This window comes from Lutibacter sp., from assembly GCF_016342705.1.
Lineage (GTDB): Bacteria > Bacteroidota > Bacteroidia > Flavobacteriales > Flavobacteriaceae > Lutibacter.
Genome location: NZ_JAEINV010000008.1, coordinates 52,043 through 73,907 on the forward strand (window position 1 = coordinate 52,043; position 21,865 = coordinate 73,907).

Genomic DNA, 21,865 nt, shown 5'->3' on the forward strand with positions numbered 1-21,865 from the left:
AATTATGAAAAATAACATCAAGATTTCTGTAATAATACCGGTATATAATACCGGAAAATATTTAAGAAAGTGTTTGAATTCAGTAATTAATCAAACAATTAAGGAAATTGAGATTATTGTCGTGAACGATGGTTCCACCGATAATAGCCTTTCTATTTGTGAAGAATTTTCAAAAAAAGATAAAAGGATTTTCATTATTGATAAGGCAAATGAAGGCCTTGAAATGGCTCGGAAAACTGGTTTAAAAAAGGCTTTAGGAGAATATGTTACACATTTGGATTCAGATGATTGGTTAAAAAAAAATGCTTTAGAAATATTATATAATGCAGCCACTAAATCCAATGCAGAAATTGTAAGTGGAAATAGTATGAGGGTAATGGATAAATTTGGTCTACTTAAACTTAAAAACCGCAGTGGTTTTATGTTATCGGATAATTTAATTATTCAAGAAGATTTTATAAAATATTATTATAAAAATTTTTTTGGCATAAATATTTTTCCGGTATCGATGTGGGGGCGTTTATATAAAAAAAGTTTTATTGATAATATAGATGTAATTCCAATTAGATGTTTAAAATTAGGAGAAGATTTGAATTATAATATTCAGGTATTTCCTGAAGCAAAAAATATTTATTTCACAAAGGAAGTAGTTTATAATTATAGATTTGGAGGAATGACATCTAAATTTAATTCTGAAATTATAGAGGAAGCACTTAAGATGTATGTTCTAAAACAAGAAATGATTTTAAAATATAAATTGCCAGAGTTAGATAAGTATATTAAAATTGAACTAAAGAATTATTTGAGAACCTATATTGAAATGTTACTTATATACAAGCCTTTTTCAAAAGAACAATCATATGGAGAAATTGAAAAATTGATGGAGCATAATAATTATAAAGAAATAATAGCATTTTATAAAAAAAACGGTATTAATGGTGATGATTTTGCCGAAGCATTAATTCAAAAAAATGTGAAAAGAATGTTTGAAATCATACAAATAAAAGTCACTAAAGAAAGATATGTTAGAAAACTTAAAATGTTTATTTCAAAAGTTTTAAATTAGAAAATGCTTAAGAAAATCACAGTATTTACGCCAACTTTTAACAGAGCCTATTGCCTGCATCAATTGTATGAAAGTTTATTAAGGCAATCATCAAAAGATTTTTGTTGGCTAGTTATTGATGATGGTTCAACGGATACAACCAAAGAGCTGGTTCAATCTTGGGTTATAACAGCTGAAATTGAAATAAAATATGTGTATCAAGATAATCAAGGAATGCATGGTGCCCATAATACTGCATATCAATTAATTGAAACGGAATTAAATGTATGTATAGATTCAGATGATTATATGCCAGATAATGCTATTCAATTAATTTTAGATAAATGGAGTGAGGTATCTAATAAAGAAAACATGGCAGGGATTGTTGGGGTTGATATTTTTAAAGATGGTAAAATTGTTGGTGCTGAGATTCCGGATAAATTAGCTTCTAGTACACTATATGATTTGTATTATAAATATAAGATTAGTGGTGATAAAAAGTTGGTTTTAAGAACTGAGATTGTAAAAGAGTATCCTAAATATCCACTATTTGGAGAGGAACGTTTTGTTCCCTTGGGAATTTTGTATTTAATGATTGATCAACAGTATCAATTGGCCTGCTTAAATAAACCATTATGTGTGGTTGAATATTTACCTGATGGTTCTTCTCGTAATATTTTTAAACAGTATAAAAAAAATCCGAACGGCTTTAGATATTCAAGAATTATTGAATTAAAGTATATTAAAAATTTTAAAATTAGTGTATTAAAAGTACTACATTTAATATCTTCAACTTTATTTATTGGCGACTATCAATTTTTTAAAAACAACCCTCGGAAATGGTTGACTTTTATATGTTTACCTATGGGGTTACTATTTCATGTATATATACTTTTTAAAATAAAAAAATGAAAATTCTGCAAGTGATTAATAGTTTAAATACGGGTGGTGCAGAAAAGTTATTACTAGAAGGTATTCCTTTATACGCAAAAAAAAGGATGACAATGGATATTTTACTATTAAATGGCGCGGATACTCCTTTTTTAATAGCATTAAAAAAACAAGAGTGTTGCAATATTTATAGCTTAGGAAAAGGTTCTGTTTACAATCCTTTTATAATTTTGAAGCTAATCCCTTTCTTAAAAAAATATGATATAATACATGTTCATTTATTTCCTGCGCAATATTTCGTAGTATTTGCGAAACTAATTTCGTTTTCAAAAGTGCCATTAATTTTTACAGAGCATAGCACTAATAATAGGAGGTTGGAAAGCTCTATGATAAAATGGATTGATAAATATATTTATAAATTTTACAAACGAATTATTTGTATTACAGAAGAGGTTTTCAAGATTATACAAAAGCATTCAAATTTACCTAAAGAAAAATTTAGTATTATTAAAAATGGAGTGAATGTTAGTGTTTTTAAAGAAAGTACTATCTTGAATAAAAATGAAATAATTCCAACCTTTAAACTGGAGCACAAAGTTGTAATTCAGGTATCCAGTTTTCAAGAACCAAAAGACCAACCCACTTTAATTAAAGCCATGAAGCATTTACCAGAATATGTAAAATTAATTTTAGTAGGGGAAGGAATTTTGAGAAAAGAATGCGAGAATTTGGTTAGAAAGTTGAATTTAGAAAATAGGATCTTTTTTTTAGGAATCCGTACAGATGTGCCACAATTGCTTAAAAGCTCAGATGTTGTAGTGCTTTCATCTAAATATGAAGGCTTATCTTTAGCTAGTATTGAAGGGATGGCTTCAGGAAAACCATTTATAGCATCTAATGTCCCAGGCTTAAAGGAAGTTGTTGATGGCGCTGGTTTATTGTTTCCGCAGGGAGATGAAATTGCATTAGCTGAAAAGATAACAGCTTTGATAACTAATGAAATACTATATAGTAAAGTTGCTGTGGCTTGTCAATCGAGAGCATTATTATATGATATAAATAATATGGTTGAAAAGCATATTGCATTGTATCAATCAATTGAATTAAATGAAAAAAAAATTAATTAGAACAGCAACTGTTTCCTTGTCTTTAGATGTTTTATTAAAGGGACAACTTCATTTTTTAAATGATTGTTACCAAGTAATTGCGGTTTCTGGTGCAGATGAATTATTGCAAAAAGTGAAAGAACGTGAACAAATACAAGTAGTTCCAATTGAAATGCAACGTTCTATTTCACCTATTAAAGATGTAATATCTTTATGGAAACTGTACCAATGTTTTAAAAAAGAGAAACCAATCATTGTACATTCCATCACGCCGAAAGCGGGGCTATTAAGTATGGTAGCTGCCTATTTTGCAAAAGTTCCTATTCGGATACATACCTTTACCGGACTTATATTTCCTAGTAAAAAAGGGTGGATGCAATTAGTATTAATTGCTATGGATAGATTATTGTGCAAATGCGCCACGCATATTTATCCGGAAGGTTTAGGTGTGAAAAATGATTTGATACACTATAGAATTACACAAAAACCATTAAAAGTTTTGGCAAATGGCAATGTAAACGGTATTGACACCTCCTATTTTAACCCACAACTATGTTCATCCAACCAAAATGAAGATTTAAAAAAGGAATTAGGAATCCATAAGGATGATTTCGTGTTTATTTTTGTGGGTAGGTTAGTTGGAGATAAAGGAATTAATGAATTGATAGGTGCTTTTAAAAAACTAACAGCCAATGGGCAACAACCTCAAGCGAAACTACTTTTGGTAGGTCCTTTTGAAACGGAATTGGATCCTTTATCACAAAAAACGCTGTACGAAATTTCTGACAATTCAAAAATTATTACAGTAGGCTATCAAGATGATGTACGGCCTTATTTTGCCATTGCCGATGTATTGGTTTTTCCAAGCTATAGAGAGGGGTTTCCAAATGTTGTTTTGCAAGCTGGAGCAATGGAATTGCCAAGCATTGTTACCGATATTAATGGTTGTAATGAAATTATTCATGAAGGGGAAAATGGCTGGATTGTTCCTCCAAAAGATGCAGAGGCAGTGTACAAAGCGATGGTGTATTGTTGTGAAAATCTTGAAATAGTGACCGCTATAAAGAAAGATACACGTGTCATGGTTACAAGCCGTTTTGAACAGCAACAGGTTTGGAATGCCTTATTGGAAGAATATCAAAGGCTAGAAAGTAGGTTACATACTAACCCTTAAAGACACTTCTAGTGAATTTACGAAGTATAGCTAAGTAAATAATTATCGAGAAGCATTCAGCTTGTCATTTCGAACGATAGAGAGAAATCCCATTATTTTGAGCCTTTTTATGCGATTCCTCCGTTGTCGGAATGACAAATAGTGGTCACTTCTAGTGATTTTTTGAAATGGAATAGGAAAAATTGTATCCATAAGTTAAATTCCCCTCTTGAGAGGGGTTAGGGGTGTGTTTAACACGTAACTTTTGGCTAAGTTAAGAAAGATAATGGGGCAAAATGGTATAGAAAATAATTCCTTACTAGTTCTCGATACACTTCCATTGCACTCCAGCACTCGAACTGGCGTGTTGGTGTCCGTTACTTCTAGTGGTTTTTTGAAAAGCAATTGAAAAAATGGTATTCATGAGGTATATTCCCCTCTTGAGAGGGGTTAGGGGTGTGTAAAAAAATGTACGTTACTTGTTCTTTGCTTCAAAAGTTATTCTGAGGGTCATTACAAACAAATCTTCGAATGTGCGAGGATGACGATTATAAAAAAGTGAGGCACTTTAATTCAATAGTTGCACAACTAATTTTAAAAGTTGCGCAACTAATTTAAAAAGGTGTACAACTAATTTTAAAAGTTGCGCAACTATTGCATCATTAAGGATGTAGTTTAAAATAAAGAAATTACCAAGAGAGCATAAAAAAAGCGATACTATGACGTATCGCTTTTAGCACTATGTTGCTAAAATCCTTTTATAGGATTTAAAAACAGGATTATTTAAGAGACCATTTGAAAATCAATAGTAGAAATTTGTTTGCTAAACTCTTTTGCAGGTCTAAATCGTACATTTAAACCTTTAATTTTAGAAACGTGAAAGGCTTCTTTACTTACAGCAGGTTCACTAGAAATGGTGCTTCTAAAAGTTCCAAAATCTCCTAACTTAATAATTTTACCATTGGAAATTTCATCGGGAATAATTTGTAATAAACCCTCTAAAACAGCCATGGCATCCATACTACTTACGGTACTTTCTCTACTAATTCTCCTAGCAAAGTCGCGCAATGTTAAGGTTTCCTGTTTTTGTTTTACAGGTAAAAAAGTTTTTGGAGCTGTTACATCTCTTGGGTCTACTTGTTCTTTTAATTTATAATGAATCATATTGCTACAATTTATAGTGTATAACTTTTGAAAAAGGTAGTTATACCGACACCTTCTTTTTAAAATAATACGCATTAAATAACACCTTTACGCTTGGTAAATGAAAACACTACGTTTTTAGTTGTTTTCACCTGAATGTAGAACATTTAAGTGTGTTGTTGACTTTAAATTAGATCATTATGTCCTTTCTCATAATTTCTTATGCCTAAAATTATTGTTAAAATTTTAGGTAGGCTAAAAGAAGAATTGTAGATTTGTAAAACAAAATTAAAAATCTAACGCTTCTTTTAGCGTTACCAACTCAATCAAGTCTTAAAGCTGTAACTTTAAGACTTTTTGTTTTTTTAATAGGTACTGTAGTTTTACAACCAGTAGCCTTCAAAATAACAAGTGCAAAACCAAGGATAGGAATTCAAAATAGAATGGTTTTTAAACTTTTTGCATAGCACTTGCAGTTCCATTACAAAGTAACAAAAAATTGTAGTTCCATAAAAAGACTTTTATTAACATTTAATGCTGATTTGTGCAGAATTGCGTTGAAAAGTAAATGATTAAAAATGCAATTAATTATTAAATATTTTGTAGTAAACACTTTATAGACAATATTTTAAATGACTGTCAAAGCGTATCATTTACAGCCAAAATGGCATAAAACGGGTAAAATTTACATAAACTTACTGTAACTTTTGTATAACAAATGAGGGCAATTGGGGGTATTTTGTTATTTCTAAAAAACCTGATTTACGCTTTTTTTTACTAGAAAAAAGGAGTAATTTTTCTATTTTTAGTAGTAGTTTTGTTAATAAAAAATAAAAACACACCAATATTGTACCAGAAATTTGTAAAAAGAAGCCTAGATATTGTTATTTCAGTCCTTGTGTTGCTTATTTTCCTGCCTTTTGGATGTTTAATTACGGTAGTATTAACAATTGTAAACCATGGGAAACCATTCTTTTTTCAGGTGCGACCAGGTTTAAACGAAAAATTGTTTAAAATAATGAAGTTTAAAACCATGACCGATGCTGTTAATGAACAAGGAAAATTATTATCCGATGCCGAAAGGATGACCGCAACTGGAAGTTTTATTAGAAAAACATCGTTAGATGAAATTCCACAACTCATCAACGTTTTAAAAGGCGAAATGAGTATTGTAGGTCCACGACCCTTGTTGCCTGAATATGTACCATTATACACTGCTATTCAAAAAAAGCGACATGAAGTTCGTCCCGGAATTACAGGCTGGGCGCAAGTAAATGGTAGAAATGCAATTAGCTGGCAACAGAAATTTGAATATGATGTGTGGTATGTTCAAAATGTAAGCGCACAACTAGATATAAAAATTGTATTTTTAACCATTCAAAAAATACTGAAAAGAGAAGGGATTTCAGCTGAAAACACTGCTACAATGGAAAAATTTAAAGGGAATTAACATGTATATATTTGGAGCTAGCGGACACGGAAAGGTGATAGCAAGTATGTTAAAAGACATAAATGTTGCGGTAAAAGGTTTTATTGATGATGCTCCAAAAGAAGCTACATTTTTTAATTTGCCCGTGTTTAATTCAGAAAAATATAAAAATTTAGAAGTTTCAAAATTAATAATTGGGATTGGTGATAATGCTGCTAGAAAAAAGTGTGCCTTAAAATATGCCGCGAACTATATATCTGTAAAGCATCCATCAGCTATTGTACATGCCTCAGTTAAATTAGAAGAGGGAACAGTGATGATGCCCAATGTGGTGGTAAATGTAGATGCATGTATTGGCAAACATTGCATTATAAATACGGGAGCCATTATAGAACATGATTGTGCAATTTCAGATTTTGTGCATATTTCACCAAATGTGGCTTTAGCAGGAAATGTTTCGGTGGGTGAAGGAACACATATTGGTATTGGAGCAAGTGTTATTCCGGGTATGACCATTGGAAAATGGGCAATTATTGGAGCTGGAGCAGTAGTGACTAAAAATGTGCCAGATGGAGCAGTGGTAGTTGGCGTGCCGGGTAAAATTATAAAGGTAAATCAAATTTAAAATGATAAAAAGAAGCGTTGATTCTATTGGTGCGTTGCTTGCTTATTTTATAGTGTTTCCATTTTTGTTAATTTTTATTCTACTATGCGCAATAGATACAAAATCTTCGGGCTTGTTTTTACAACAGCGTATTGGGCAGTTTGGGAAGCCTTTTATAATTTTTAAATTAAGAACTATACACGCCTCCAACAATACCATTTCTGCTTGGGGAAAGTTTGTTCGAAAATATAAAATGGATGAATTGCCACAATTAATAAATGTATTGAAAGGTGATATGAGTTTGGTAGGTCCACGACCTGATGTTGCAGGCTATTATGATGTTTTAATGGGTGAAGAAAGAAAAATATTGGAATTAAAACCGGGGTTAACGAGTGAAGCAGCTTTAAAATATGGCAATGAAGATGAAATTTTAGAACAACAAGTTGATCCATTAACGTATAATGATACTGTTATTTTTCCTGATAAGGTGCGTTTGAATTTAGCGTATTATTATAACCGTTCCTTTTTAGGTGATGTAAAAATTTTATGGAAAACCATTTGGTTGGTGTTTCAATAAAAAGAATTTCGTCAGTACGAGACCATGGGCTATCGCTCAGGACAGGCTGAAGTCGAGAACTATTACGGAACACTTCTCGATACAATTTTTTTCAATTTCATTTCAAAAAACCACTCGAAGTGACGCATCAAAAAAAACGTGATTTGAAGCGCTTCGGTTATGGTTCAGGACAGGCTGAAGTTGATTTGTCAGTTCGAGCCCTTGGGCTATCGCTCAGGACGGGCTGAAGTCGAGAACTATTACGGAATACTTCTCGATACAACTTTTTTTAATTTCATTTCAAAAAACCATTCAAAGTTACGCATCAAAAAAAACGTGAGTTGAAGGGCTTCGGTTATGGTTCAGGACAGGCTGAAGTTGATTTGTCAGTTCGAGCCCTTGGGCTATCGCTCAGGACGGGCTGAAGTCGAGAACTATTACGGAATACTTCTCGATACAACTTTTTTTAATTTCATTTCAAAAAACCATTCAAAGTTACGCATCAAAAAATCGTCAGTTCGAGTGCCGAAGTGAAACGGAGGTGTATCGAGAACAATTGCGGAATCCTTTTAACCTTCAACTCCCCACTTTTCACATCTCACCTCTCAAAATCAAAATAAATTATAGTAATTTTGCGTTTCATAGTGAATTTAGCAAAGAATGAGCACTAAAATATGGTTGTCATCTCCTCATATGGGGGGAGGAGAATTAAAATACATACATGAAGCTTTCAATACCAATTGGATAGCGCCATTAGGTCCTAATGTAAATGCATTTGAAGCGGCGTTGCAGGCGTATGTAGGAGAAAAAAAGGAAATTGCAGCGTTAAGTTCAGGAACTGCAGCCATACATTTGGCTTTAATTTTGTTAGGAGTCACCATAGGCGACGAAGTAATTTGTCAGAGTTTTACGTTTTCAGCTTCAGTAAATCCAATTTTGTACCAGGGAGCAACACCAGTTTTTGTGGATAGTGAATTAGAAACGTGGAATATTTGTCCGCAACAACTAGAAATAGCGATTAAAGACCGTATTAAAAAAGGAAAAAAACCGAAAGCAATTATTGCGGTGCATTTGTATGGAATGCCGTATAATGTAATCAAAGTTAAGGAGCTAAGTATAAAATATAATATACCAGTTATTGAAGACAGTGCCGAGGCTTTGGGTAGTAAGGTAAACGGACAACAATGTGGAACTTTTGGAGATCTTGGAATTTTTTCTTTCAATGGAAATAAAATAATTACAACATCAGGTGGAGGTGCTTTAGTTTGTAATGATGCCGCAACAAAACAACAAGCTGTTTTTTTAGCTACACAGGCAAGAGATGAAGCGCCACATTACCAGCATTCTCAGTTGGGGTATAACTATAGACTTAGCAATGTGTTGGCTGGAATAGGTAGAGGTCAGTTAGAAGTGCTTCAGGATAGAATTGATGCGCGCCGAGCAAATTTTGAGTACTATAAACTACATTTAAAAGCGCAAAATTTTCAATTTTTAGAAGAGCCTGCTGGGTATTTTTCAAATAGGTGGTTAACGTGTATTTTGACACCTTCTTTTCAAATGAGAGAAAAAATTAGAGTACATTTACAAACCTTAGATATTGAATCCAGACCTTTATGGAAACCGATGCATACACAGCCAATATTTTTGAAATATCCCCGTTATGTAAATGGCGTTTCAGAAAAATTATTTGAAATAGGATTGTGTTTACCAAGTGGATCTAATAATACTGAAAATGAATTAGACAGTATTGTTGGGGTTCTAAAAGGGTTTTAGTATGATTATAAAATTATTTAAAAAAATTGTTAAAAGGAACATTCCACGTTGGATAGTGTTACTGATTGATATTTATATTGTTATAAATACCTTTATATTATCATATTTGGTGCGTTTTAACTTTATTTTTACTTTTGATACCTCAAAGTTACTCATCCAAATACCTTTAGTAATTCTAGCTGCTCTCGTTGCATTTTTGTTGGTGGGTTCCTACAAAGGGATTATTAGACATACAGGTTTTAAAGACTCTATGAATGTAACAATTGCTAGTTTTTTAATATTAGCAATGCTAGGTGTCATAGTTATAATAAATAGGTATTCTGCAATTCAATCAAATTTTACTATTCCTATATCTATTTTAGCGATCCATTTTTTATTAAATGTGCTTGCGTTAATTTCTAGCCGTTATTTATTTAAAGAGGTGTATAATTATGTAATGTCTGGCTTTGGAGTCCAAAAAAAAGTAATCATTTATGGTGCAGGAGAAGCAGGGATGTTGGTGTACTCTATTTTATCTGAAGACAAAAAGAATAAAACAAATGTGATTGCATTTATTGATGACGATAAGAGTAAAATAGGAAAAAAAATTAATGGAATAAGCGTGTATGAGTCTTCTAAAATTGATGAAGAATTTATTAGTGATAAAGAAGTACATGAAATTATTATTTCCATTCAAAATATACGCCCTTCTAAATTATTAGAATTGGTTGATAGGCTTTCGAAATTACCTTCAAAAGTGAAAATTGTACCTCCTGTACAATCTTGGATTGATGGAACCTTAAATCCGAAACAAATTAAAGCGGTTAAAATAGAAGATTTGTTAGGGAGAGCACCTATTTCATTAAATAACCCAACGCTTCAAAAAGAGTTTGATCATAAGGTGATATTAGTCACAGGAGCAGCAGGTTCTATTGGTAGTGAAATTACCCGTCAAATTTCAAAATTCAATGTTAAAAATTTGATATTGGTAGATCAGGCAGAATCTGATTTATACAACTTACAACAATATTTAGTGCATAAACAGTTTAGCAATGTAAAAGCAATTGTTGCAGATGTACGCAATAAAAATAGAATGGAGGGATTGATAAAAAAGTATCAGCCAGCCATTATTTTTCACGCAGCAGCTTATAAGCATGTGCCTTTTATGGAGGAAAATCCAAATGAGGCCGTAAATACAAATGTTGTTGGCACTAAAATTATGGTAGATTTAGCCATTCAGTATCAGGTAGAGAAATTTGTGTTCATTTCTACAGATAAAGCTGTAAACCCAACAAATATAATGGGTGCCACCAAGCGAATTGCTGAAATGTATATTAATTGTTCCAATGCAAAGGGTATTACCAAATTTATTACCACAAGGTTTGGAAATGTGTTGGGTTCTAATGGATCTGTAATTCCACTTTTTCAATCTCAAATAAAAAGAGGAGGACCAATTACGGTAACCCACAAGGATATTACACGATATTTTATGACCATTCCTGAGGCGTGTCAATTGGTTTTAGAAGCGGGTTGTATGGGGAATGGTGGTGAAATTTTTGTATTTGATATGGGCGATTCCATTAAAATATTTGATTTAGCGTTGAATATGATTCGATTATCGGGACTCAAATACCCTTCCGAAATTGATATAAAAATTACGGGTTTACGTCCAGGTGAAAAAATTTATGAAGAATTATTAGCTTCGGGTGAAAATACAACCACCACGTACAACGAGAAAATTATGATTGCCAAAGTAAAAAAATTAGATTTTGATAAAACTACCCGTAAAATTGAACAATTAGTGGCTCTTAATGGAAATTTAAATTTTGAAGAAACGGTTTTAAAAATGAAAAAAATAGTGCCAGAATTTATCTCTAATAATTCAAAGTATGAATTATTAGATAGTTAACTGGTAATTATTAAATATATTTGTAAAAAAGGACATATGAAAAAAAGCTACATATATAAAAATATACTGTTACTGTTGGGGTGCATTGCAATTACGTCGTGTGTTTCAAAAAAAGATATGGTGTATTTTCAAAATGAAGAAACCATTCAAAATGAAGTTTTAAAAAACTACGCGCCTAAAATTCAAACAGACGATATTGTATCAATTTTTGTGAGCGCCCAAGATACGGAGGCAGCCGCACCTTTCAATTTATTTCAAGGTGGAAGTCAAGCCAATGCAAACAAACCAATTACCTATTTAGTAGATATTCAAGGTGAAATTACCTTTCCAGTATTGGGGCAATTAAAAGTAGTGGGATTAACAACCAACGAACTTAAAACGTATGTAACGGGTAAATTAGAAAGTCATTTAAAAGATCCAGTAGTAACTATACGATTAGAAAACTTTAGAATTACAGTACTTGGTGAGGTTAAAAGTCCCGGAGCATTTAATGTAACTAGTGAACGTATTTCAATTCCTGAAGCTATTGGTTTGGCGGGTGATTTAACCATACAAGGAAAACGAAAAAATGTGCTGCTCATTAGAAACAATAATGGTACCATTGAAAAAACAAGATTGGATTTAACGAATGAGTCATTATTTGCTTCGCCTTATTATTATTTAGCTCAAAATGATATTTTGTATATTGAACCAAATAGAGCAAAAGTAAATTCATCGGCCATTGGTACTACGTCTTCATTAATTTCAATAGCAACTGCTGTTCTTTCTTTAGTGTTAATTTTAACACGTTAAAAAATATAGTATGCAACAAGAAAATCAATTAAACCCAATCCATTTTAACGAAAATACCATTAATTTAAGAGAAGAGCTTGAAAAGTATTTGTTTTACTGGAAGTGGTTAGTGTTAGGAGCTGTTTTATGTGTAGTTGCTACTTTTTTTTATGTACGTTATATGCCAAATTTGTACGAGGTTTCTACAACGCTATTAATTGATGATAGCGAAAAAGGGGGTGTAACAGAGCTTTCTGCTTTAGAAAATTTAGGATTATTAGGCAATACCAAGGCATCATTAGACAATGAAATTGAGTTGCTAAAATCTAGAAGTTTAATGGAAAGGGTGGCGAAAGATTTACAGCTAAATGTGCAGTATTTTAATCAAGGGCGCGTTATTGAATCGGAAATGTTCTTTAAAACATTACCTATTAAAATTAATTTTTTAGAGGATGATGTTTTGCTAAATAAATTAACAACTTCTTTTTCTATCATTGTAAAATCAGCTACCACGTTTGAATTTATTGAAAACAATACAACAACACGGTATACTTTTGGAGAAAAAATAACCACTAGTTTTGGAGCAATTATTGTAACTCCTTTTATGGTAGATACACATGATTTTGATAAGGAAATTATTGTAAAAATAAATCCGTTAAAAGGTATTGTAGAAAATTACAGAAATAAAATTCAAATTCAAATTTTAAAAAATTCGAGTGTTCTTAAAATTAGTTTGGTAGATGAGGTAAAAGTAAAAGCGGAAGAAATTTTAAATAATTTAGTGGCACAATACAATAAAGATGCTGTTGCCGATAAAAATTTAATAGCTAACAATACCAATAAGTTTATTAATGAACGTATTGAAATTATTAATGAAGATTTATCGGAAGTTGAAATTGGTGCAGAACAATTTAAAACAACTAATAGATTAACTGATATTAGTTCAGAGGCCGGATTGGTGTTGCAAAACAAAACTGAAATTTCAAAAAAAGCCATTGCTATCAGCACTCAAATTAAATTAGTGAATTACGTAGCTGATTTTGTAGCCAAAAATGAAGGCGAAATATTGCCTGAAAACTTAGGTTTTAATGAAAGTGGCATTAATGAAAGTACTGCTAAATATAACCAGTTAATATTAGAAAGAAATAGAATTTTAAGAAGTGCTACACAACAGAATCCTGTAGTGGTAAATATAAACAAACAAATTTCTCAATTACGAGCTGGAATTCAGCAAGGATTAACGAGTTTAAAGTCTTCTTTAAATATTTCATTACAAGATATTAAAAGGCAGGAAGGATTATTTAATGCTAAAATTGCTGAAGTACCTAAACAAGAACGCGAGTACAGAAGCATTCAGCGTGAACAACAAATTATTGAAGCATTGTATTTATATCTACTTCAAAAAAGAGAGGAAAATGCAATTTCTTTAGCCGTTACATTACCAAATGCTAAAATAATTGATACCGCTTTTGGAAGTGATATTCCTGTGGCGCCGCAGCGAAGAATGTATTATTTAGCAGCGCTGGTTGCCGGAATTTTAATTCCGTTAGGTATTATTTATATCTTATTGTTGTTAGATAATAAGGTGCATTCTCGCAAAGACGTAGAAGCAGTTTTAAAAGTGCCTATTTTAGGAGATATTCCTAAATCTATATCTGATAAAAAAGTGGTAGTGGGTGAAAATGAACGGAATAGTGCTGCAGAATCCTTCAGATTGTTGCGAACAAACATCAACTTTATGTTGTCTAAAGTAAAAGATGGTGGTAAAACCATATTTATAACTTCTACCTTAAGTGGGGAAGGGAAAACGTTTATAGCCATAAATATAGCTTCTGTTTTGGCCTTGTCTAATAAAAAAGTATTATTGATTGGTGCAGATATTAGAAAACCTAAAATCTCGGAATACCTAAATACGCCGTTAGAAAAAGGATTGACACATTTCTTAATGGATGATCAGATGAAAGTGCAAGACGTAATTACTACTATTTCTGAATCTAAATTTGACTTATTACATTCAGGAATCATTCCTCCAAATCCATCTGAATTATTAATGAATGGTCGTTTTGAAGAAGTATTAGCTTATGGTAGACAACATTATGATTATGTAATTGTGGATACAGCGCCAGTAAACATTGTAACTGATACCTTATTGTTAAGCAACCAAGCAGATATGTTTATTTATGTGGTTCGTGCTAATTTCTTAGATAAACGATTGTTGGATGTCCCTAAGTTGTTATTTGCGGAAAAAAGGTTGCCGAACATGGCGGTTTTAGTAAATGATACCGATTTTGAAAGAGGCTATGGTTATGGATACGGCTATGGTTATGGCTATTCAGATAGTGAGCAAAAGAAACCTTGGTGGAAAAAGGGATTAAGTTTTAGGTCTTAGCCCTCTTGTGCAAAGCGTGCATTGTTTTCTAAAATAGGTTGAATGAGTTTCACTATTGATGGATTGTTGATTTTTTCAAGATAGTTTAAATGCTTCCTATGGTGCACATCAATGCCCGTGAAATCTATCAAATTTTCTTTTAATAATTTTTTTGAAATTGCTTGTACATCAATTCCATAATAATTTGATAAGGATAGTAAATTGAGTTGAAACAAACAACCAACTTCTTTTAATTTATGGTATTCTTTAAAGTTTTGGTGAAAAAAAGCATACCGTTCCGGATGTGCTAAAATAGGTTTGTAACCTGCGAGTTGTATTTCAAATAATAGTTCATACAAATTAACAGGAGCGCTCATGTAGGAGAGTTCAACCAAAATATAATTAGCTTTTACCGTTAGCAGTTGCTGCTCTTTTAATAAAGTACTAAAATTACTATCCAACATATATTCTGCCGCTAAATACAAGGTGATAGCATTAAATTTCTCTTTTTTTAAATACGCTTGTAATTCCTGAAATCGCTGTTCTAAATACGTTCGGCTATTTTCCCAAACGCCTTCCATAATATGAGGTGTTAAAACTATTTTTTGAATACCGTAATCTTCCAACTTTTTTAATAAGTCTAATGATTCCTCAAAACTTTTAGAACCATCATCTACACCAGGCAATAGATGCGAATGTAAATCCATATAATTTGATGGGAAGTTGTTAACTAATGGATTTTTAGGTTTAAAAAGGGAAAACATAGGTATTAAATTGGTTTTTATTATGCAAAAATAACAAATGACGGGTTCTTAAAAATAGTTTTTACTAAAAGATTCCCTTTTTGCTTAGTGAGATAAATCCACCAATATTTGACGGACTGTAATTGCCAAAATCTGCTGCAATACCTATTGAAATATCAAAAGGAAGCTGTTTTTCAGGTAATGAACATTCAAAACTTGTTGAAAATTGATTTTTCTCAGAGTTTGGCGTATTAAACCACCCAGGGTAATTGGTGTATGTAATATTACTTTTATAAAAAATGTTTTCAAACACATATCCTTTTAACCCAATATGAACGGCGGTAAATCTGCTTTCACCAATACCGGGAGTTATTCCGTCAACAGTTGGTCGGGTTAAAAATAAGGGAGCCCCAATGGTACGCCCAAAATACGTCCAGCCACTTCCGTAAATTTTATTGTTAAAATAATTATCATAGCCGCTAACACCACTTGTACCACTTTGGTTTTTAGTATTGATAAGTTCTGTTACAAGATGTGTTAACCAATTTTTAGGATTTTTAAAATCTATAAAAAGGCCAAGCAAACCATCGGGATAATTCATAAATTCTCTACCAGAGCGGTCTTCAAATGGATGTGAATAATACAAGCTCCAGTGGGTATTCATTCCGGTATGATCTAATTGTACTAAATAACTGCCAACGTGATTTCCTAAAGCATTTACTTGTTCACCTTCATAAGCGTTTGAGCCGCCGGCAGTGCCTGTAATTATTTTTAAATAATCTTTAAAAGATGCTGGATGTTTCCCAAATTCTTCAGTGGTTCCTCCCCATTGCACAAAATGATCGAGCCCAATAGTTAAATTTAAGGTTGAAGACATTTTAGATTTCATAAATAAACTTTTATGATGTACATGGGTATTGTCAGAAATGCGCGGGTCGTTTAGTAGATATTCCGCGTAATTTAGTTTAAAAGACAGCCAATTTTTAGCAAATGGAGCTGAAATAAAACCATCTGTTTGTAGCTCAATACCAGGAAATGCTCTGGTGTTTAAAGAGTTTATAAGATTTCCATTAGATAAAGACAGTCCTTCAAAAAGAACGGCATCATCTTTTGCACCTAAAGTTAACACCCATTTTTTATAAGAAACGCTTCCGTACAATTCATTTATAAAAACATCATTTTCTGTAGCTGTATATCCTGTTAAACTTGCTTTAAAAGAAAAGGAAAAATCACTATTTATTTTCTGAAAGTCTGAAAACAGGGTACTTTTTAAGCGGATATTGTTGTCATTTGGAATAGCACCATTCCTATTTGAAACAAGCCAAAAAGGCAAATTATTTTCCGAAGCTATAGCACTATTTAGTTCAAATTCATAGAGTGTAGAGTTTTTTTGAGCGTAGGATAGCTGTATTAAACTGATAATTAAAATAGGAACAATATAAAATTTGAATTGGGAACATTTCATAAACGAATGATATTTTTGTAAAGGTAATTAATTTTTGAAATGAATATGTATGGTCAAAAAATGTCCTTGTGATTGAAATGCGAGCTAACTATTGTAGCTTAAATTTAAGATATTTCATTTAAATAAACAGCTTTCCTGAGTGAATTCGGCTAAAAATAAGATAAATCAATCTTGTAAAAGAAGAATAAATTCAAAAAGATGAAAGTTTTTTTACGAATAAAACATTTATATTTTAAATTTTTATTAAAAATACAAGAATTTCTTTTTTGTTAAAAAAAATAGTGTATTTATAAAATTAATGTATAGATTTGCTGTCATAATTAAAGAAAATGATAACAAATAACACTTGGAATAGCTTCTATTTTTACTTTTATTTTAGCAATAAGAGGTGAGGCTTTATACGTGATATTTAACAATTAAAATATATAATAAGGTCTCGAAAAATTTTCGGGACCTTTTTTTTGATGTAAACAAAAATGAAGGTAGCAATACAAGGAATTAAAGGATCTTTTCACCATATAGTTGCTGAGCAATATTTTGGTGAAAATATAGATTTGGTGGAGTGTTTATCATTCGGTGAAATGCCAAATTTATTGCTAGATAAAAAAGTTGAAGTACTTATTATGGCTATTGAAAACTCTATAGCTGGTGCAATTTTACCAAATTACGCCTTAATTGATGACAACAATTTAGCAATTAGCGGAGAATATTATTTATCCATTTGTCATAATTTAATGGGGTTGCAAGGTCAAACTATTGAAGATATTACGGAAGTATATTCACATCCAATGGCTTTATTGCAATGCCATAGTTTCTTTAAAAATTATCCTCATATTAAATTAATTGAAGATAAGGATACGGCTTCTGTTGCTAAAAGAATTCACGACCAACAGTTAAAAGGAGTAGCAGCTATTGCCAGTAATTTAGCTGCAGATATTTATAATTTAACTATTATAGCGCCAGAAATTCAAACTATAAAAGACAATGCCACGCGGTTTTTTATTTTAACTGGGACTGAAAAAAGAACCAATGTTTCTTCCAATAAAGCCTCTATAAAATTTATAACAAGTGATGATACGGGTAGTTTGGCAACTGTACTTACAATTTTAGCGAAGCATAATTTAAACTTATCTAAAATACAATCAATGCCAGTAATAGATACACCTTGGAAATATGCATTTTTTGCAGATTTTATTTTCGACAGTTATGCAGATTATTACAATGCAATTGTAGCAGTAAAAAAAGAAGTGGAGGCATTAACGGTTTTAGGTGAATACAACAAAAGTAAAAGATAATGATACAAAAAGCAGATAGATTAAACGATGTAAAAGAATACTACTTTTCAAAGAAATTGAGAGAAGTAGCTGCTTTAAGAACTGCAGGGAAACCTGTGATAAATATAGCTATTGGAAGCCCAGATTTGCATCCTTCTTCAACTGTAATTGAAGCTATTCAACAAGCAGTAACATTGCCAAATGCACATCAATACCAAAGTTACCAAGGGATTCCTGAGTTACGTGAAGGAATGGCGCAATTTTACAATGAAAAATATAATGTTACCTTAAATCCTGCAACAGAAATATTGCCTTTAATGGGTTCAAAAGAAGGAATTATGCTTATTTCATTGGCTTTTTTAAATAAAGGAGATAAGGTTTTAATTCCAAATCCAGGGTATCCAACTTATGCATCAGTTACTAATTTAGTAGAGGCTGACACCATTTTTTACAATTTGAATGCTGAAGATAATTGGTTGCCAAATTTTGAGGAAATTGAAAAGAATGACCTTTCAAAAGTAAAAATAATGTGGGTGAATTATCCACATATGCCCACGGGTGCAGTGGCTTCAAAAGAAGATTTTAAACAGTTAATTGCATTTGCTAAAAAACACGCTATTTTAATTGTAAATGATAATCCGTATAGTTTTATTTTAAACGATCATCCGTTAAGTATTTTAGCGGTTGAAGGCGCAAAAGAAGTGTCTATTGAATTAAATTCGTTGAGTAAAACGTTTAATATGGCGGGTTGGCGTGTAGGAATGGTTGTGGGTGATGCGGAAATTATTAAAACTATTTTAGAGGTTAAAAGTAATATGGATTCTGGAATGTTTTTAGGAATTCAAAAAGGAGCAGTAGAAGCCTTTAAATTATCCAATGATTGGTTTCACAAGCAAAATGAAATTTATCAGGAAAGAAGAGCGATGGTTTGGAAAATATTTGACGCTTTAAATTGTACATATGATAAAACAATAGGAGGTTTATTTGTTTGGGCTAAAATTCCAGCAGGCGAAAATTCAGAAGCATTAACAGATAAGTTATTGTATGAAAAAGATGTATTTATTACGCCTGGAACTATTTTTGGAACGAACGGAGAAGGTTATATAAGAGCCTCTTTATGTGTAGATGTAGCTACTTTAAATGTAGTTTTAAATAGAATAACAGCTTAAAAATTGTAACATGGAAAAAGTAGTTGTTATTGGTTTGGGTTTAATTGGTGGTTCATTAGCATTGGATTTAAAGCAACGCATTGCATGTAAAGTGTATGGAATTGACCAAAACCCTGAACACATTGAAAAAGCAAAAGCATTAGGGATTATTGATGATGAAATTGATTTTTCTGAAATTAAAAACGCTTCAGTGGTTATTATTGCAGTGCCGGTAGATATTATTCCACAGGTTGCTGTTAAAGTATTAGATATAGTTTCTGAAAACACCTTAGTTTTTGATGTAGGTTCTGTGAAAAATAATATTTGTGTGGCTATTGAAAACCATCCGAAACGTAAAAATTATGTAGCAGCGCACCCTTTGGCTGGAACGGAATTTTCTGGACCAGAAGCGGCGATATTAAATTTGTTCGACAATAAAGTGAACATCTTGTGTGAATCGGATAAATGCGACTGGAAAATTTTAGATAAAGCCTTAAGCTTGTTTAAAAAATTAAATATGCGCATTAAAATGATGAACCCTGTGGAACACGATAGACATATTGCGTATGTTTCACATCTATCGCATGTAAGTTCTTTTATGCTGGGGAAAACAGTATTGGAAATTGAAAAAAATGAACAAGCAATTTTTGATATGGCAAGTACAGGTTTTGCTTCCACAGTGCGTTTAGCAAAAAGTTCTGCAACCACGTGGACTCCTATATTTCTTCAAAATAAAGAAAATTTAATTCGTTCTTTGGAAGAATACATCAAAAATTTAAATGAATTTAAAGAAATGATTGAAACTGATAATAGAGAAGGGTTGACTGAAACTATGAAAAGTACCAATTATATAAAAACAATATTAAACGGAATAAAATAAACAACTAAAAGAAGTATTAAAATGGAAATTACTAAAGAGAATAGAAAGTGGTTAGATGCAATGGGGTTGTCTCATCCAATTGTAATTGCAGGACCTTGTAGCGCTGAAACAGAAGATCAAGTGTTAAAAACGGCACATTTGTTAAAAGATACAGATGCCAATGTTTTTAGAGCAGGTATTTGGAAACCAAGAACACGACCAGGAGGTTTTGAAGGCGTTGGAGAAATAGGATTACCATGGTTGCAAAAAGTAAAAGAAGAAACAGGAATGTTGGTGACTACAGAAGTTGGGAATGCGCAACATGTGGAATTGGCTTTAAAATATGATATTGATATTCTTTGGATTGGGGCAAGAACAACAGTAAACCCATTTGCGGTACAAGAAATTGCAGATGCTTTAAAAGGTGTGAATAAACCAGTATTAGTTAAAAACCCTGTAAATCCAGATTTAGCGTTGTGGCTAGGTGGAGTAGAACGTTTTCAGGCGGCTGGAATTTCTCAATTAGGAGTTATTCACAGAGGTTTTTCAACCTATAATTCGCTTCATTACAGAAATAAACCAAAATGGCATTTAGCAATTGAATTAAAAAAGGAATTTCCAGATTTACCTTTAATTTTAGATCCTTCTCATATTTGTGGGCGTAGAGATACATTATTAGATGTTTCTCAAACTGCTTTAGACTTAAATTATGATGGTTTAATGGTAGAAACTCATATTGATCCAGACAAAGCTTGGAGCGATGCAGCGCAACAAATTACACCAGCACAATTACACCAAATGACGCTAGATTTAAAAATTCGTCAAAAAAGTAGTACTGGACAAGAATTTCAGCGTAAACTAAATATGCATAGAAAGGAATTGGACTTAATAGATAATGCTATTATAGATATTTTAGCAGATAGAATGACTATTGCAGAAGCTATTGGGCGATTAAAACATAAAGAAAATGTGGCAATTCTTCAAAGTGGAAGATGGGCAGATATTTTACAAACAATGATTCAAGCTGGCGCAGATAAAGGGTTAAGTCGCGAATTTGTAGAAGAAATTTTCAAAGCCATTCACGTTGAATCTATCAACATTCAACACAATGTAAAATAATAAAAAAAAGGGAAGCATTTGCTTCCCTTTTTTTTATTGTATTAATCTCTTAAAGATAAAACGAGTAATATAAATACCGTTGCCATCTCCTTTGCCAGCATCACTTTCTACACCGCTAACTACAAAAGCTAAATCCCAACTTTCACTAACCATGGTGTTAATTTTTGAGCTAATAATAGCATCGTTAGAAGCAATATTTTTAAAATTAATACCTGCAATACTATAAAAATTCAATAGTTTAGTTTCCTCGAAATCGTCAATTTTAACGTCAGAACGTTTTGATTTGTTTTGTTTGTCATTTTCAGCAGTTCTTTCAGATGTAAAATCTTGATAGTTTTGTTCCTCCGAAGATGAAATAATTCGGGATCTTCCTAAACCCATTGGCACAATAGATTCAATACTAGTAATTACTTTGTATTCATAATTTTGAGCTTGAATTTCAAATACTGCCAAAAATAAAATTACAGTTGTAAATAAAAATCTTTTCATTGTTTTTAAATTTAAATTCATGTATTTATCAAAATTAAGAC

At 31.8% G+C, this 21,865-nt stretch carries 19 protein-coding genes; 15 read left to right on the top strand and 4 right to left on the bottom strand.

Annotated elements, in window-relative coordinates:
• The first annotated feature begins 4 nt into the window (after positions 1-4).
• From JEY78_RS09190 to JEY78_RS09205, 4 genes are read left to right on the top strand one after another with little or no spacing between them, the layout of a single operon-like run.
• Positions 5-1,066 carry a glycosyltransferase family 2 protein gene (locus JEY78_RS09190; protein ID WP_291849935.1) on the top strand — a complete coding sequence of 354 codons (1,062 nt, stop codon included), beginning with the start codon at positions 5-7 and terminating at the stop codon, positions 1,064-1,066.
• Positions 1,067-1,069: 3 nt separating this feature from the next.
• Positions 1,070-1,957, top strand: a complete 888-nt coding sequence (locus tag JEY78_RS09195; RefSeq protein ID WP_291849937.1) for a glycosyltransferase family 2 protein — start codon at positions 1,070-1,072, stop codon at positions 1,955-1,957.
• Positions 1,954-3,063, top strand: a complete 1,110-nt coding sequence (locus tag JEY78_RS09200) for a glycosyltransferase (RefSeq protein ID WP_291849938.1) — start codon at positions 1,954-1,956, stop codon at positions 3,061-3,063. Before JEY78_RS09195 ends, JEY78_RS09200 begins: the two co-directional genes overlap by 4 nt.
• The gene (locus JEY78_RS09205; RefSeq protein ID WP_291849940.1) at positions 3,044-4,216 is read left to right on the top strand and encodes a glycosyltransferase family 4 protein; all 1,173 of its coding nucleotides are present in this window, start codon (positions 3,044-3,046) and stop codon (positions 4,214-4,216) included. Before JEY78_RS09200 ends, JEY78_RS09205 begins: the two co-directional genes overlap by 20 nt.
• A 762-nt stretch (positions 4,217-4,978) precedes the next feature.
• Here the strand turns inward: JEY78_RS09205 and JEY78_RS09210 are convergent.
• Complete coding sequence (locus tag JEY78_RS09210; RefSeq protein ID WP_291849942.1) at positions 4,979-5,359, bottom strand: HU family DNA-binding protein; 381 nt, start codon at positions 5,357-5,359, stop codon at positions 4,979-4,981.
• Positions 5,360-6,185: 826 nt separating this feature from the next.
• On the opposite strand from JEY78_RS09210, the gene JEY78_RS09215 reads away from it, so the two are divergent.
• From JEY78_RS09215 to JEY78_RS09245, 7 genes are all read left to right on the top strand, one after another.
• A complete protein-coding gene (locus JEY78_RS09215) occupies positions 6,186-6,788 on the top strand; it encodes a sugar transferase (RefSeq protein WP_291849944.1) in 603 nt (200 codons plus the stop codon).
• Position 6,789: 1 nt separating this feature from the next.
• Positions 6,790-7,392: an acetyltransferase gene (locus JEY78_RS09220; protein ID WP_291849946.1), complete on the top strand. Its 603-nt coding sequence runs from the start codon at positions 6,790-6,792 to the stop codon at positions 7,390-7,392.
• Between the two features lies 1 nt (position 7,393).
• Entirely contained in the window at positions 7,394-7,948 is a 555-nt protein-coding gene (locus JEY78_RS09225) for a sugar transferase (protein ID WP_291849949.1), read from the top strand.
• A gap of 639 nt (positions 7,949-8,587) precedes the next feature.
• A complete protein-coding gene (locus JEY78_RS09230; RefSeq protein WP_291849952.1) occupies positions 8,588-9,700 on the top strand; it encodes an aminotransferase class I/II-fold pyridoxal phosphate-dependent enzyme in 1,113 nt (370 codons plus the stop codon).
• 1 nt (position 9,701) lies between these two features.
• The gene (locus JEY78_RS09235) at positions 9,702-11,588 is read left to right on the top strand and encodes a nucleoside-diphosphate sugar epimerase/dehydratase (RefSeq protein ID WP_291849955.1); all 1,887 of its coding nucleotides are present in this window, start codon (positions 9,702-9,704) and stop codon (positions 11,586-11,588) included.
• A gap of 36 nt (positions 11,589-11,624) precedes the next feature.
• Entirely contained in the window at positions 11,625-12,380 is a 756-nt protein-coding gene (locus JEY78_RS09240; protein ID WP_291849958.1) for a polysaccharide biosynthesis/export family protein, read from the top strand.
• A gap of 10 nt (positions 12,381-12,390) precedes the next feature.
• Positions 12,391-14,748, top strand: coding sequence for a polysaccharide biosynthesis tyrosine autokinase (locus JEY78_RS09245; RefSeq protein WP_291849961.1), 2,358 nt, complete (start codon positions 12,391-12,393; stop codon positions 14,746-14,748).
• On the opposite strand, the gene JEY78_RS09250 is transcribed toward JEY78_RS09245, so the two are convergent.
• On the bottom strand, positions 14,745-15,491 hold the full coding sequence (locus tag JEY78_RS09250; RefSeq protein ID WP_291849964.1) for a CpsB/CapC family capsule biosynthesis tyrosine phosphatase: 747 nt from the start codon (positions 15,489-15,491) through the stop codon (positions 14,745-14,747). The two genes, JEY78_RS09245 and JEY78_RS09250, sit on opposite strands and share 4 nt — an antisense overlap.
• A 64-nt stretch (positions 15,492-15,555) precedes the next feature.
• Positions 15,556-16,935, bottom strand: a complete 1,380-nt coding sequence (locus tag JEY78_RS09255; RefSeq protein ID WP_291849967.1) for a capsule assembly Wzi family protein — start codon at positions 16,933-16,935, stop codon at positions 15,556-15,558.
• A gap of 476 nt (positions 16,936-17,411) precedes the next feature.
• On the opposite strand from JEY78_RS09255, the gene JEY78_RS09260 reads away from it, so the two are divergent.
• From JEY78_RS09260 to JEY78_RS09275, 4 genes are read left to right on the top strand one after another with little or no spacing between them, the layout of a single operon-like run.
• Positions 17,412-18,230 carry a prephenate dehydratase gene (locus JEY78_RS09260; RefSeq protein WP_291849970.1) on the top strand — a complete coding sequence of 273 codons (819 nt, stop codon included), beginning with the start codon at positions 17,412-17,414 and terminating at the stop codon, positions 18,228-18,230.
• Complete coding sequence (locus tag JEY78_RS09265; RefSeq protein WP_291849973.1) at positions 18,230-19,378, top strand: aminotransferase class I/II-fold pyridoxal phosphate-dependent enzyme; 1,149 nt, start codon at positions 18,230-18,232, stop codon at positions 19,376-19,378. Before JEY78_RS09260 ends, JEY78_RS09265 begins: the two co-directional genes overlap by 1 nt.
• A gap of 10 nt (positions 19,379-19,388) precedes the next feature.
• On the top strand, positions 19,389-20,237 hold the full coding sequence (locus JEY78_RS09270) for a prephenate dehydrogenase (protein WP_291849976.1): 849 nt from the start codon (positions 19,389-19,391) through the stop codon (positions 20,235-20,237).
• A gap of 21 nt (positions 20,238-20,258) precedes the next feature.
• A complete protein-coding gene (locus JEY78_RS09275) occupies positions 20,259-21,335 on the top strand; it encodes a bifunctional 3-deoxy-7-phosphoheptulonate synthase/chorismate mutase type II (protein ID WP_291849979.1) in 1,077 nt (358 codons plus the stop codon).
• Between the two features lie 33 nt (positions 21,336-21,368).
• Here the strand turns inward: JEY78_RS09275 and JEY78_RS09280 are convergent, their stop codons facing one another.
• Positions 21,369-21,824, bottom strand: coding sequence for a hypothetical protein (locus JEY78_RS09280; protein ID WP_291849982.1), 456 nt, complete (start codon positions 21,822-21,824; stop codon positions 21,369-21,371).
• Positions 21,825-21,865: the final 41 nt, after the last annotated feature.

Coding starts and splice junctions, on each gene's coding strand:
- JEY78_RS09190 (WP_291849935.1), top strand. CDS start 5: ATGAAAAATAACATCAAGATTTCTGTAATAATACCGGTATATAATACC.
- JEY78_RS09195 (WP_291849937.1), top strand. CDS start 1,070: ATGCTTAAGAAAATCACAGTATTTACGCCAACTTTTAACAGAGCCTAT.
- JEY78_RS09200 (WP_291849938.1), top strand. CDS start 1,954: ATGAAAATTCTGCAAGTGATTAATAGTTTAAATACGGGTGGTGCAGAA.
- JEY78_RS09205 (WP_291849940.1), top strand. CDS start 3,044: ATGAAAAAAAAATTAATTAGAACAGCAACTGTTTCCTTGTCTTTAGAT.
- JEY78_RS09210 (WP_291849942.1), bottom strand. CDS start 5,359: ATGATTCATTATAAATTAAAAGAACAAGTAGACCCAAGAGATGTAACA.
- JEY78_RS09220 (WP_291849946.1), top strand. CDS start 6,790: ATGTATATATTTGGAGCTAGCGGACACGGAAAGGTGATAGCAAGTATG.
- JEY78_RS09225 (WP_291849949.1), top strand. CDS start 7,394: ATGATAAAAAGAAGCGTTGATTCTATTGGTGCGTTGCTTGCTTATTTT.
- JEY78_RS09230 (WP_291849952.1), top strand. CDS start 8,588: ATGAGCACTAAAATATGGTTGTCATCTCCTCATATGGGGGGAGGAGAA.
- JEY78_RS09235 (WP_291849955.1), top strand. CDS start 9,702: ATGATTATAAAATTATTTAAAAAAATTGTTAAAAGGAACATTCCACGT.
- JEY78_RS09240 (WP_291849958.1), top strand. CDS start 11,625: ATGAAAAAAAGCTACATATATAAAAATATACTGTTACTGTTGGGGTGC.
- JEY78_RS09245 (WP_291849961.1), top strand. CDS start 12,391: ATGCAACAAGAAAATCAATTAAACCCAATCCATTTTAACGAAAATACC.
- JEY78_RS09250 (WP_291849964.1), bottom strand. CDS start 15,491: ATGTTTTCCCTTTTTAAACCTAAAAATCCATTAGTTAACAACTTCCCA.
- JEY78_RS09255 (WP_291849967.1), bottom strand. CDS start 16,935: ATGAAATGTTCCCAATTCAAATTTTATATTGTTCCTATTTTAATTATC.
- JEY78_RS09260 (WP_291849970.1), top strand. CDS start 17,412: ATGAAGGTAGCAATACAAGGAATTAAAGGATCTTTTCACCATATAGTT.
- JEY78_RS09265 (WP_291849973.1), top strand. CDS start 18,230: ATGATACAAAAAGCAGATAGATTAAACGATGTAAAAGAATACTACTTT.
- JEY78_RS09270 (WP_291849976.1), top strand. CDS start 19,389: ATGGAAAAAGTAGTTGTTATTGGTTTGGGTTTAATTGGTGGTTCATTA.
- JEY78_RS09275 (WP_291849979.1), top strand. CDS start 20,259: ATGGAAATTACTAAAGAGAATAGAAAGTGGTTAGATGCAATGGGGTTG.
- JEY78_RS09280 (WP_291849982.1), bottom strand. CDS start 21,824: ATGAAAAGATTTTTATTTACAACTGTAATTTTATTTTTGGCAGTATTT.